This window comes from Bradyrhizobium sp. SRL28, from assembly GCF_018596315.1.
In the GTDB taxonomy this organism is placed as follows: Bacteria; Pseudomonadota; Alphaproteobacteria; order Rhizobiales; family Xanthobacteraceae; genus Bradyrhizobium.
Map to the genome: position 1 here is coordinate 194,739 of NZ_JAHEAG010000001.1, position 12,964 is coordinate 207,702.

Genomic DNA, 12,964 nt, shown 5'->3' on the forward strand with positions numbered 1-12,964 from the left:
GTCGGTGACGCTATTGCCGCCTTACGCGCCGCACGTGCTAATTGCCAGCCGTGTTGAAGCGGGAGAGATCGCAATCCCGTTCGGCATATCTCACGCGGCGCAGACCCTCGCGGTCTTCGACCACGGTCGGCCGGCAGCGCTCCTTCCAGGCGGCCTGTCCGGCTTCATCGGCCTTCAGCTCTTCGGCCGTCCGGGGCGCGATCTTTATGGTGCCGCCGCTGCCGACGTAGAAGTTGGTTTGCTGGCTGGGAAGCAGCGGCGCGCCGGAGGCAATGGCCGAGGCCTTGGCATCCGCTGCAGCCCGCGCCGCGCGGGCGGCCTGGGCGGCATCCGCGGCGTGGCCGTGATCCATTGCGAATTGCGCGGACGCGGACGATACCGAAGCGACGACAATCGAGATTGCGATGAAGACGCGCATTGACACTGCCTCTTGAAATGAATGTCGAACATCAGGAATGCCCGACAAGCATTGAGGCGGCGTAAAGCGGCGTGACTAACCGGATCGCAATCTGGTCGATAAAGATTTATCGGTCTTTCGGGCGCGACAAGGCGCCGGACCCATCGGGCGCGGAAGGCCCGGAGCACTCCTCGCCGATTGCGAGGAGCGAAAGCGACCGGTTACTCGCTGCGGCCGAACTCGCAGCCCTTGCGGGCGTAAACCAGGCGGGTGACGCCTTCGTCATCGTAGGTGCGCTTCGGCTTGCAGAACGCTTCCCACTTTTCGATGCTGGCGCGTCTTGCCTTTGCGTCTTCCTGATCCTGCGTCGTATTGCGCGCCGGATCATCCAGATAGGACGTCGTGCACACGCTGCCATAGAACTTGCTGTGGGTGCAGCGTTCCACGACTTGCCAGGCCTGCGCCGACGTCGACAGCAGGGCGAGGGTCGCAATTGCGTAAAGGATTTTCATGTTGTCGCTCATCGTTCGCGGAGAACTTCTCCGTCCGATTAGCTAGCGCCGAAGCGCGCGCGGGCGCAACGGTAACCCTTTGTTAATCTAAATAGCCGCGCAAAAGGTTAAATCTGGAACCGCACGCTGTCTCTTCGCGCTACACTATCAGAGTAAAGAGCACATGGCAGTTCACATACGAGACAACACCGTCCACCATTGAGACAGCAAAGACGCGACTTCGATCGACGGCTGTTAGACCACCGTACGATGCCGCTCGATGCAAGTCCTTAAAACCTCGTCCATCGACTTGTTCCACCAGTCGTTGGAGAAGATTTCGATCTCGGAATAGCCGGCAAAGCCCTGCGCCTCGACCGCTGATCGCACAGATGTGATGTCGATGACGCCGTCGCCCATCATGCCGCGGTCATTGAGGATGTCTTTTGTGGGCACCAGCCAGTCGCAGACGTGAAACGCGAGCAGGCGATCCTTTCCCGCGCGCGCGACCTGCGGTATCAATTCCGGATCCCACCAGATGTGATAGACGTCGAGCGCGACGCCGAGCGCGCCGGTGCGCTGCGGATCGAGCTGGTCGCAAATATCCAGCGCCTGCTTCGTCGTGTTCACGCAGGCGCGATCGGCGGCGTAGGCTGGATGCAGCGGCTCGATCGCCAGCGGCATATCGGCAGCTTTCGCATATTCCAGCATTTCGGCGATGGCGTCGTGAACCTGTGCCCGCGCGCCTACAATGTCCTTGGAGGACGCGCTTCCCGGGCGCGAATATTGCGGCAGCCCGCCGACGACCAGCACGATGCAGGGTGCGCCCAGCGCCTTGGCTTCGTCGACGGCGCGGCGATTGTCGTCACGCGCCTCGATGCGGTGCGCCGCATCCGCCGTGAACATGCCGCCGCGGCAATAACCCGATAATTCCAGCCCGGCATCGCGGACGGCCCGCACCGCGCGGTCAAGGCCGACGGCCGCGACCTGATCGCGCCAGGGATCGATGGCGCGGATGCCGTGGCGCGCGCAGGCCTCGATGATGGCTGTGAGATCGCCCTGCTTGCGGACGGTCGCCGTGTTCAGCGACAGCCAGCGATGATCGGAAGAAAAATCGCGCATCAGGGCTCGATGCCGCGCGTTGCCAGCACCGTCTTCATGCGCCGTGTCGCCATTTCAGGGTTGGAGAGCAGTCCGGCCTTGTCGGCCAAACGAAACAGTTCGGCCAGATGCAGCGTCGAGCGCGTGCTCTCCTGCCCGCCGACCATGGTGAAATGGTCCTGATGGCCGTTGAGATAGGCCATGAACACGATGCCGGTCTTGTAGAACCGCGTCGGCGCCCGGAAGATATGGCGCGACAACGGCACCGTCGGCCCCAGCACGTCTTGGAAACCGGCCTCGTCGCCGGCAGCGAGCCGCGACAGCGCGTAGGAAGCCGCCGGCGCGATGGCGTCGAAGATGCCGAGCAGCGCGTGCGAAAACCCCTTGTCGTCGCCGGCGATCAGTTCGGCATAGTTGAAATCGTCACCGGTATACATCTTGACGTTCTTATCCAGCCGCCGGCGCATGTCGATCTCGCGCTGCTTGTCGAGCAACGAAACTTTCACGCCATCGACCTTGGCCGCGTTGGCGTTGATGATGGCAACCGCAGTATCCATCGCCTTGTCGAGATCGGCCGTGCCCCAATAGCCTGATAGCGCCGGGTCGAACATGTCGCCGAGCCAGTGGATGATCACGGGTTCGCGGACCTGTGACAGCACGCGGTTATAGACTTTGGCGTAGTCGTCGGCGCTGCGGCCGAGTTTTGCCAATGCGCGCGAAGCCATCAGGATGATGCGGCCACCGGCCTTTTCGACCGCGGCGATCTGCTCCTCATAGGCGCGAATGACGTCGTCGATGGTCCTGGCATCTTCCACCGCGAGGTGGTCGGTGCCGGCGCCGGAAAACACCAGCGCATTCCCCTTTGCCTTCGCCGCCTTGACCGAGCGCTCGATCAGCTCCAGCGAGGTCGGCCAGTCCAGCCCCATGCCGCGCTGCGCGGTGTCCATCGCCTCGGCGACGCCAAGGCCGAGGTCCCAGACGTGCTCGCGAAACGCAATGGTCCGGTCCCAATCGATCGCGGATGACAGCCACGGGTCGTTATCGGCAAGAGGATCCGCCACGACATGCGCGGCCGAGAATGCCACACGATTGAGCGTGCCTTCGAGTTTCGCCGGAAACGTTCGCGACGCCGCCAGGTGATAGGTCTCGATCGAACGATCCGCCGTGGGCAGCTTCAGCGACAGCGATGACATCGGCAGGACAGGCTTATTCATGGTTATGCCTCCTCACACCTTGATCGGAGCGACGTCGATCCAGCGCCGCTCGCGCCAGCTCTGCAACGCACATTCGGCAAGCTGCACGCCCTTGGCGCCTTCCAGCAGCGTGAACTTGTAGGGCGCGTCCTCGCAGACGTGGCGGATGAACATCTCCCACTGCTCCCTGAAGCCGTTGTCGTAGACGGCGTTTTCCGGAACCTTCTGCCAGTCGGCGTAGAAATCATGGGTGCGCTTTTCGTCCGGATTCCACACCGGCCGCGGCGTCGCCTGCCGGGCCTGGATCACGCAATCCGTCAGGCCCGCCACCGCCGAACCATGGGTGCCGTCGACCTGGAAGGTGACGAGATCGTCGCGATAGACCCGCGTCACCCAGGACATATTGATATGCGCGATCACGCCGCCCTTGAGGCGGAAGGTGGCGTACGCGGAATCATCCGCGGTCGCCGTGTACTTCTTGCCCTTCTCGTCGAAACGTTCAGGGATATCAGTCGTGCCGAGGCAAGAGATGCTCTCGACCTCGCCAAAGAGATTGTCGAGCACGTAGCGCCAGTGGCAGACCATATCGAGAATGATGCCGCCGCCGTCCTCGCTGCGGTAGTTCCACGACGGCCGCTGCGCCTCCTGCCAGCCGCCTTCGAACACCCAGTAGCCGAACTCGCCGCGCACCGAGAGCATGCGGCCAAAGAAGCCGGAATCGCGCAGGAAAGCGAGCTTCTTCAGGCCGGGCAAGAACAGCTTGTCCTGCACCGTGCCGTGCTTGACGCCCCGGGCGTTGGCGAGCTTGAGGACCGCGACCGCCTCTTCCAGGTTGGTCGCGATCGGCTTTTCGCAATAGACGTGCTTGCCGGCGTTGATCGCCTTGGTCAGCAGCGAGGGCCGCGCCTGCGTGGTCGCGGCATCGAAGAAGATCGTATCGTTCCTATCGGCCAGTGCCTTGTCGAGATCAGTCGACCAGCGCTCGACGTTGAAACGCCTGGCGAGCCGCTCCACCTTGTCCGCGTCGCGGCCGATCAGGATCGGGTCGGGCAGCATGCGATCGCCGTTCGCGAGCACCACGCCGCCCTGGTCGCGGATCGCGATGATGGAGCGGATCAGATGCTGGTTGAGCCCCATGCGGCCGGTCACGCCGTTCATGATCAGGCCGAGGCGTTTGGTCGTCATACTGCTTTCTCCAGGGGAATTCGTGTTGCCGGCTGCGCCAGCGGCGACATCACGGACCAGTCCGGATGCACTGAAGTGGCGAAGCCTGGTGTCGTCAGCGATCCCGTCAGGAGATCGCCGTCGTGGATCGTGAGCCGGATCATGTTGCCGTCGCGGGCATAGAGATCGGGATGCGCCGCAAGAAACGCCTCCGCTTCGGCGGCCGGCGTGTCGCCAAAGCCATCGACATAATGGTGGCCGTTGCGCTCGGCATGGGTGACGCCAATCAGCGCGCCGAGCGCGAGATCCTGCTGCACCGCCAGTCCCGCCTGACAGGTCAGATCCTCGCCGGCGATGAAGCATTTTTCTCCGCCAGCGCTCCACTTGGCCGCACGGGTCGCGTTAATGACGGACTTGTATAGGCCCTTGCAGGATTTTGAGGAGATACCGCGATAGCCGAGCGCCCGTGCGATCGGGAACGCGTCATAGGAGTCATCGGCCTCGTCGACGATGAAATCGCGCCGTGCCAGTCCGCCGAGCGGAGAGGCCTTCGTGATGTCACGCGGCATCGGCTGTTCGATATAGAGCAACTTTGACGCGATCGGCCGCAGCGCCGCGTCGCGGTCAAGGCGTTCGACCAGCGCGCCCAAGACGGCGAGGTCGGCATACTGCTCGTTGGCATCCAGCGTGACGCGGTAGTCATAGGGGAGCGTGGCGAGTTCGTTGCCGATCCGGATCAGGCGCTCTGCATCATGGACGGGATCGCCGTTGAGCTTGAGCTTGAAGTAGCGGGCGCCAGCGTTTTCCCTGCTGTCGGCAACTCCGCCCTCGCCTTCGACCTGATCATCCATGCCGACCGTGTGCCGGACCGCCACACGCTCCAGCCGCTTGCGGCCGGCGAGAAACTGCGACACGTCGGCATCGGCCAGATCGCGCGACAGCCGCGCATCGATGCCGGCAATATTAGCCGCCATGCCGTCGAAGAAATTGGCACCCGTACAACGCAGCAGCGCATCCAGGATCGCCTTGTCGATTTCGGCCGGCCCGTACGCCGCGGCTAGCGGCGGGATATCTTCTCTCGCGCATGCCTCGACCTGCGCGCCGATACAGGCCGCATGCACGCCGAACGCTGTTTCGAAGCCGGAATTTGCCGGATAGATCTCGCGCGCAATCAGCAGCGAGCGGCGCAATTCCGCGACCGTTTCCTCCGGCGAGAGGTGCGGCCGCTTGTCGAACCATTTTGGCACCAGAAACTCGGCGCTCGCGCCTGTCGCAACGCCCTTGCCTTCGACCTCGATCTCGACGCACACAAAAGCCTGCGGCGTCGCGTTGATGACGACCGCGCCAAACCGGAACGGCCGGGCGAAAGTGACCGGACGTTCAAAAAAAGCGATATCTTTTACGGCTAAGCGTGGCGGCATTGAAAGCCTGTCTCAGTCCAGCGCGCTTTGGGTGAAGAAATGCTTGCGGATGCGCTGCACCAGTTCGGTGAAGGCGGGATCGGCCATCGCATCGAGCGAACGCGGGCGCGGCAGCGGCACGTCGTAGATAGCCGCGATCGCGCCGGGCCGTTCGGTCATGACCAGCACGCGGTCAGCGAGGAATACCGCTTCCGGAATCGAATGCGTGATCAGCAGCACGGTCTTGCCGGTTTCGCGCTGGATGCGCATCAACTCGACATTCATCTTCTCGCGCGTCATGGCGTCGAGCGCGCCGAACGGCTCGTCCATCAGCATGATCTTGGGATCGTGCACCAGCGCCCGGCAGATCGAGGCACGCTGCTGCATGCCGCCGGACAACTGCCAGGGCAGTTTCTTCTCAAAACCTTCGAGCCCGACGAGTTTCAGAAGCGCCTTAGCCCGCGGCAGATATTTTTCGCGCGACAGCCGTTTCATGTCGATCGGCAGCATCACGTTGGAAAGGATGTTCCGCCAGGGCAGCAGCAGCGCGTTCTGGAACACGATGCCGACATTGCCGTGCGGCTTCGTCACCTGCTCGCCCTCGACCAGGATTTCGCCCGTCGAAGGCGCGAGCAACCCGGAGATCATTTTCAACAACGTGGACTTGCCGCAACCGGACGGGCCGACCACGACAAAGAACTCGCCCTCGTTGATGTGAAAATCCAGCGGCCGCAGCGACGGCACGTCGCCGTCGCGCGAACGATAGGTTTTTGAGACGCCGGAGAGCGTGATCCCCGACGCAGGGCTGCCGGCGCGATCGGACACCAGGCGCAGATGCGCGCTTGATGGGTCAACACTAGTTGCCTTGGTCGCAGCGCTCATTCAGCCAAGCCCATTCAGGAGGTTGCTGTCGTCCCTGCCTAGTGCGCGGTTGCGCACGGAGCAGGGACCCATACGCCGAGCCTCCTCGTTCGAGCAGACCGGTAGAGGCCTGCTGCAACAACTAAGGCCGGTGGTTATGGGTCCCCGCGTGCGCGGGGACGACGATAGATTTGTCACAAGTCCACTCACGAACCGCCCTGCGGCAGATAGTCGTTGGTATAGAACGCCTTCGGATTATCCTTGGCCTTGGCATCCAGCCCACCATATTCGACCATCAGATTGACCGTGTCGGTCATGTTCTGATCGGTCACCTGGAACGGCCGCTTGCCCTTGGTTTCCGCCGTGCGATAGAGCGGGATCGTCAGCTCAAATCCTTGCGTCAGCGTTTCGATCTTGCCGCCCTTCGGGTTGGCGTCGAGAATCGACTGCGCCGCGCCCTTCGCATCCTTCTCGGCAGCTTCAACGGCCTTGGTGGTCGCCGACATGAAGCGCTTGACCAGATCGGCATTGGCCTTGACGAACTCGGTGTTGGCGACGACGCCCGAGCAGACCATGTTGATGCCGTAGTCGGCGAACTTGATCGCGTTGACGTCCTTGCCGGTGGCGTCCTTGATCTTCATCGACTGGTCCATGACGTAGCCGAGCAAAAGGTCTGCCTGGCCGTTGATGACGGCGTTCAGCTTGGTCTGGCCGTCACCGGCCACCGTCTGGAAGTCGCTTTCCTTCAACCCGGTCTTCTTCAGAAACAGCGGCCAGATCTGCGTCATGGAATCGGCCGGCGTGATCGCCACCGTCTTGCCCTTGATGTCCTCGGGCTTCTTGATGTTCTTTTCGACAAAGCCCATCGCCGACATCGGGCTGGTCTGCAGCAATACGCCGGTGGCGACGATCGGGGCGCCCTTCACGGCCGCTCGCATCATGGTGGGCACGTCGACATAGCCGAAATTGGCGGTCTTGGCCGCAACGGCCTGCGTGGTCGCCGCCGAACCGCGGCCTTCCTGGATCTCGAGGTCGATGCCCTCGGCCGCATAGATGCCCTTGGCCTTGCCGTAATAGAACGGCGCGTGCTCGCCATAGACGTACCAGTTCAGCATCAGCACGACCTTGTCGGCCGCCGATGCCGGAAGTACTGAAAGCGCGGTCCAGATCAGGGCGGCGGAGATCGCCGCTGTCACTCGTATCATGGTCATCCTCCCGTTGGTGGTGGCGCGGCCCTTGAGGCGGGTCGCTTTCTGGTTTGGTTACGAAGCGAAAATGATGTCTTCGCGCTGGCTGACGTGCCAGGGAATCACGAGGCGTTCGATGCGGTCGACGACCCAGAACAGGACGACGCCAAGCAGCGCGAGGATCACCAGGGCTGCAAACATCGTCGGCAGATCGAACGTTCCGATCGAGCGCTGCATCACGTAGCCGATGCCTGAATTGGAGCCGACGAACTCGCCGACCACGGCGCCGACCACGGCGAGCGTGATCGAGACCTTCAGGCCGGAGAAGATCGCGGGCATCGCATGCGGCAGGTTGACCGCGCAAAATACGCGGAAGCGGCTGCCCTGCATGGCTCGCGCGAGATCGACCATGTCAGGGTCGACCGATTTGAAGCCCTGCACGGCGGACACCACGACGGGGAAGAATCCGAGCAGGAACGCCGAGATCACTTTCGGGATGATGCCGAAACCGAACCAGACCACGAACAGCGGCGCGATCGCGATCTTCGGCACGGACTGCGAGAACACCAGCAGCGGATAGATGTAGCTCTCCACCGTCTTCGATCCCGCGATCAGCATGGCGACGGGAATGCCGAACACTGCCGACAGCAGGAAACCGCAGATGGTGGCGTAGGTGGTGGGCCAGGCCTGCCGCAGCAGTTCTGGCCAGTCCGTCCGCAGCACCGCCACGACATCGCCGGGCGCGGGGATCTGGTAGGCCGGAATCTGGAACAGGCGGATGGTGAGGTCCCACATCACCACGATGAAGAGCAGGAACAGAAACGGCCGCACCCACGCCGCGTTCAGCGCTTTCGACAAGCCGCTCTCGCGCTTCAGCTCCGCCACGTCCCGCTCCCTGATGATCGTCTTTCGGGGAAGAAATTAACCCGTTGGATAAATACTGGCAAGCGGGTTTTCGTGCGGCAATTTGGACTACCGCTGTCGTTCCTGCGAAAGCAGGAACCCATAACCACCGAAGCTAATTGTTACAGCAGGATCAACGACTACCGCCCGACATCGAGGGGCCGCGGCGTATGGGTTCCTGCGTTCGCAGGAACGACGGGTCAAACCGGCTGATGTGCCGGTGCGCGCACGCCCTGCCCCACGGCCTTGCCGAAATCCGCGGTGGATTTGCCCGTCAGCGCCGCCAGCACCAGCGCCACCATATGGGCGAGCCGCTCGTCCCTCGCCTCCTTCTTCAGGAGGTCGCGGCCGAAGATCACGCTGAGCGTGGCGCTGTTGGAGAGATAGAAAAAGCACAGCGCCGCGATCGAAATATAGAGCTGCACCGGATCGACCGCGACGCGAAAATCACCGCTTTCGACGCCGCGCGTCACCACCGTGCGGATCATCTCGACGAACGGCGAGTGCATCGATTTGACCTTGGTCGAGCGCTTCAGGTGGCGGGCCTTGGCAAGGTTTTCGGTGTTGAGCAGCGCCAGGAATTCCGGATTACGCAGGAAATAGTTCCAGGTGAAGTCGATCAGCCGTTCGATCGCCTCGGGCGGATCGAGATGTTCGAGGTCAAGCCCGCGCTCCTCGGAGCGGATCTTCTCATAGGCGCCTTCCAGCACCGCGAGGTAAAGGTCTTCCTTGTTGCCGACGTGGTAGTACAGCATGCGCTTGTTGGCGCCGGCATTGGTCGCGATGCGGTCAACGCGCGCGCCGGCCAGGCCGTGGGCGGCGAATTCCTGCTTGGCGGCCTCGAGAATGCGAAGCCGCATCCCCTCGGGGTCGCGCTGCCATTTCTGAACGCGTTTTGCCTTTGCCAAATCAGTCGCTCGATGCTCGCACGAAGCAAGCTGTAGCACGCGCGGAAAGCTTTGAGAAATCGTACGGCGTTTCCTTACCCTCCCCTGGAGGGTAAGCCTCACGCGTCCTTCCCCACCGACGGCTGCACCAGCAGCGTCGGGACGCCGCATGTCCCGCTGCGCACCGTCATGACCCGCGTCCCCGGCTTGCGGCCGGTGCGGACTTCCGAGACGTCGACGCCGGCCTGAACCAGCCGCGCATGGGTGGCGTCGATGTCGGAGACGCGCCAGCACAGGCCGCGAAGCCGGTCCTGCGACGTATCCGTCTCCTTGCCCGGCCGATGCGTGACCTCGACAATCAGGTCGCCGCAGCGGAAGAACATCAGCCGGCCCCAATCGGGGTGCGAGCGATCGAGCGCCATGTCGAGGCCGAGCCGGGCGCCATAGAGGGCTGCGGCCCGCTCGGGGTCTGATGTCGAGACCACGACATGGTCCATCGCCGTGATCGATCCGGCCGTGGTTCGCACCGACAGCGGGCGCTCCTTGTCGCGCTCGAGGAAGAACAGGCGGACGCCGCGCGTGGCTTCCGTTGCCGCTCGCGTGCGCTTCCACGACAGCGTCGCACCTGAGATCGCGTCGCGGCTTTCGACGTCGGCGATCACGTCCGGCTTCAGCGTGAGCCGGTCGAGCCTGCGATGCATCCTGGCGATGTCGCTGGTTCGAAAGCAGATGCTTGCGAGCCCCTCGCCCTGTGCGGCCAGCACCGCGCGAATGCGGTCCGCATTGGCGCCCTTGCCGTTCGGCGCCATCAATTCCAGCGTCGTGTTATCCAGCGTGAACAGGACGCGGTCGGCGCCCTCGCCGCTGTTCTGCCAGGCCGGCGCGCGGGCAAACAAGGTCTGGTAAGCCGCCGAGGCCGCATTGATGTCGCCGGTGAGAACGACGACGTGGTCGAGGCCGGTGATCACGGGAACAGACCTCGCGTGTTCTTGGCGGCGCGGACCTTCTCCACGCCGATCGCCATCGCCGCGGTGCGATGCGGGATCTTGTCCGCTTTGGCGCGCGTCACCATGGTATCGAAGGCGCGATCGAGGATAGCGTATTCGCGCCGCGTCACCTCCTCTTCCTCCCAGAACAATTGCTGCAGGTCTTGCACCCATTCGAAGTAGCTGACCACCACGCCGCCGGAATTGCAGAGAATGTCGGGAATCAAAAACACTTCACCCTGGCGTTTCTCCAGCACCAGATCGGCCTCCGGCGTGGTCGGGCCATTTGCGCCCTCCGCCAGCACGCGGCATTTGAGGTTTTCCGCGACCTTCGCATCGATCACCCGTTCCATCGCCGCCGGCACCAGCACGTCGCAAGGCAACGTCAGAATTTGCTCGGGGTCGAACGTCATCTGATTGGAGAAGCCGGCGATGCTGCCATGCGTGCCGGCATGCCGCATCAGCGCCGGGATATCGAGCCCGGCAGGATCGTGCAGCGCGCCGGTGTGATCGCTGACGGCGATGATCTTCAACCCGTATTGATGCAGCTCCAGCGCCGCGTACGATCCGACATTGCCAAAGCCCTGGATCACGGCGGTCGCGGTGCCTGGATTGATCGACAGCTCCTTCAGTACGCGCCTGGCAAGATAGGCGACGCCGCGCCCCGTTGCTTCGCGCCGGCCGAGCGTACCGCCCGACGACACCGGCTTGCCGGTGACGATCTCGGTCACGGTGCGGCCCTGGTACATCGAATAGGTGTCCATGAACCAGGCCATCACCTGCTCATTGGTGCCCATGTCCGGCGCCATCACGTCGGTATGCGGGCCGACAAAGGGAATCATCTCCTGCATGTAGCGCCGCGACAGCGCTTCCAGCTCGCGCTTGGAGATGGTGGAGAGATCGACATTGACGCCGCCCTTGGCGCCGCCATAGGGCAACCCGACGAGGGCGCATTTCCAGCTCATCCAGATCGCAAGGGCTGCGACCTCGCCGATGTCAACGGAGGGCGCGAATCGTGTGCCGCCCTTGGTCGGGCCGAGGGTGAGATGATGCTGCACCCGGTAGCCTTCGAATACCGCGACCGTGCCGTCGTCGCGATGGATCGGACAGGAAACAGTGATGGCCCGCTTCGGCATCAGGATTCGGCCGCGCTCGTCCATCGGAATTTCGAGATGGTTGGCGATGACGCCAAATTGGTTAACCGCCATGTCGAACACCGGACCGGAGTAAACGGTCATCATTTCCCCCACTTTTGTCGCGCCGCCGGGAAACCCGGACAGCCGTCAGCCGTTATACGGCAGTATGGCCAAGACCTCTAAGGACAAGACCCCCAAGGACGGTCGTATTCTCCTCATACTCCCATCTCAAGCTGCAAAGACGGCACGGTTGCGAATAATTTCAGCGAATGCATCCGATAACCGGTGCTAATGTATCTGCGCCGGGCCGGGATCACCCCTCAGCTCATGACGGAAAACGAATGCAGGCTCTCTTCATCGGACAGACCTATATCGACGTTACCTTCATCACCGACCATATGCCGACCGGCGACGAAAAACATGTGGCCTCCGCCTATGCGGTCTCCTTTGGCGGCAACGCCGTCACCGCGGCATTTTGCTGCGCCAAGCTCGGCGTCGTACCCGACCTGATCGCAACGGTGGCGAACGATTGGCTCGGCCGCATGTTTCAGGACATGAGCGCGAAATACGGAATCTCGATCCACCCGCGCAAGGTCAACTCCTCGTCACTGTCGTTCATCATGCCGAAAGACGGCAAACGCGCCATCGTGCGCTGCCGCGACGACGAGCACATTCATCCCTTCCCGATGCTGAATTTGAAGGGCTGCCGCGCGCTGCATGTCGACGGCCATCAGCCGGACGCCGCCATCCATTATGCCAAGCTTTGCCGCGAGGACGGCATTCTGACCTCGCTCGACGGCGGCGGCCTGCGCACCAACACCCATGAACTACTGGAGTTCATCGATGTCGCCATCGTCGCCGAGCGGCTGTGCGAGCAGATGGACAAGACGCCGGAAGCCATGCTCGACTACCTCAAGAGCCGCGGCTGCAGGGTCGGCGGCGTCACCATGGGGGAGCAAGGCCTGCTCTGGTATGACGAGACCGGCGCGGTCCGCAAGCTGCCGGCGCTGCCAATCGCGCGCGAGCGCGTGCTCGATACCAACGGCGCCGGTGACGTATTTCATGGCGCTTACGTGTTTTCGTACCTCAACAATCCCTCGAAAAGCTGGCACGACCATTTCGAGTTTGCGCGCGCGGCCTCGACCTATAAGATCCAGCGCCTCGGCAACGAGGCTGGATTGCCGACGCTTGCCGATATCGATGCCGTCAGGCAGGAATTCCAGATCGGGCGCAAGAAGGAATTTTGGGATTAGGCAATTCT

The 12,964-nt window shown here is 62.8% G+C and carries 13 protein-coding genes; 1 reads left to right on the plus strand and 12 read right to left on the minus strand.

Going from position 1 to position 12,964, the window contains the following annotated elements:
• Positions 1–37: 37 nt before the first annotated feature.
• The 12 genes from KIP88_RS00800 to KIP88_RS00855 all read right to left on the minus strand — a co-directional run bounded on the left by KIP88_RS00800 (position 38) and on the right by KIP88_RS00855 (position 11,805).
• Positions 38–418 (minus strand): hypothetical protein, encoded by a 381-nt coding sequence (locus KIP88_RS00800; RefSeq protein ID WP_214485924.1) that lies wholly within the window; start codon positions 416–418, stop codon positions 38–40.
• A 200-nt stretch (positions 419–618) separates the two neighbouring features.
• Positions 619–909 (minus strand): hypothetical protein, encoded by a 291-nt coding sequence (locus tag KIP88_RS00805; protein ID WP_214485925.1) that lies wholly within the window; start codon positions 907–909, stop codon positions 619–621.
• Positions 910–1,143: 234 nt separating this feature from the next.
• Complete coding sequence (locus tag KIP88_RS00810; RefSeq protein ID WP_214485926.1) at positions 1,144–2,007, minus strand: sugar phosphate isomerase/epimerase; 864 nt, start codon at positions 2,005–2,007, stop codon at positions 1,144–1,146.
• Positions 2,007–3,200 carry a dihydrodipicolinate synthase family protein gene (locus KIP88_RS00815; protein WP_214485927.1) on the minus strand — a complete coding sequence of 398 codons (1,194 nt, stop codon included), beginning with the start codon at positions 3,198–3,200 and terminating at the stop codon, positions 2,007–2,009. Before KIP88_RS00815 ends, KIP88_RS00810 begins: the two co-directional genes overlap by 1 nt.
• A 12-nt stretch (positions 3,201–3,212) precedes the next feature.
• The gene (locus tag KIP88_RS00820) at positions 3,213–4,364 is read right to left on the minus strand and encodes a Gfo/Idh/MocA family protein (protein ID WP_214485928.1); all 1,152 of its coding nucleotides are present in this window, start codon (positions 4,362–4,364) and stop codon (positions 3,213–3,215) included.
• Positions 4,361–5,764, minus strand: coding sequence for a hypothetical protein (locus KIP88_RS00825; RefSeq protein ID WP_214485929.1), 1,404 nt, complete (start codon positions 5,762–5,764; stop codon positions 4,361–4,363). Before KIP88_RS00825 ends, KIP88_RS00820 begins: the two co-directional genes overlap by 4 nt.
• Positions 5,765–5,776: 12 nt before the next feature.
• Positions 5,777–6,625: an ABC transporter ATP-binding protein gene (locus KIP88_RS00830; RefSeq protein WP_214485930.1), complete on the minus strand. Its 849-nt coding sequence runs from the start codon at positions 6,623–6,625 to the stop codon at positions 5,777–5,779.
• Positions 6,626–6,810: 185 nt separating this feature from the next.
• Positions 6,811–7,809, minus strand: a complete 999-nt coding sequence (locus tag KIP88_RS00835) for an ABC transporter substrate-binding protein (RefSeq protein WP_374226415.1) — start codon at positions 7,807–7,809, stop codon at positions 6,811–6,813.
• Positions 7,810–7,866: 57 nt separating this feature from the next.
• Positions 7,867–8,676 (minus strand): ABC transporter permease, encoded by an 810-nt coding sequence (locus KIP88_RS00840; RefSeq protein ID WP_214485932.1) that lies wholly within the window; start codon positions 8,674–8,676, stop codon positions 7,867–7,869.
• Positions 8,677–8,894: 218 nt separating this feature from the next.
• A complete protein-coding gene (locus KIP88_RS00845; protein ID WP_214485933.1) occupies positions 8,895–9,602 on the minus strand; it encodes a TetR/AcrR family transcriptional regulator in 708 nt (235 codons plus the stop codon).
• Between the two features lie 98 nt (positions 9,603–9,700).
• Positions 9,701–10,549 carry a VOC family protein gene (locus KIP88_RS00850; RefSeq protein WP_214485934.1) on the minus strand — a complete coding sequence of 283 codons (849 nt, stop codon included), beginning with the start codon at positions 10,547–10,549 and terminating at the stop codon, positions 9,701–9,703.
• A complete protein-coding gene (locus KIP88_RS00855; RefSeq protein WP_214485935.1) occupies positions 10,546–11,805 on the minus strand; it encodes a Glu/Leu/Phe/Val dehydrogenase in 1,260 nt (419 codons plus the stop codon). The genes KIP88_RS00850 and KIP88_RS00855 overlap by 4 nt, the downstream gene beginning before the upstream one ends.
• A gap of 239 nt (positions 11,806–12,044) precedes the next feature.
• Between KIP88_RS00855 and KIP88_RS00860 the strand changes: the two genes are divergently transcribed.
• A complete protein-coding gene (locus tag KIP88_RS00860; RefSeq protein WP_214485936.1) occupies positions 12,045–12,956 on the plus strand; it encodes a sugar kinase in 912 nt (303 codons plus the stop codon).
• Positions 12,957–12,964: the final 8 nt, after the last annotated feature.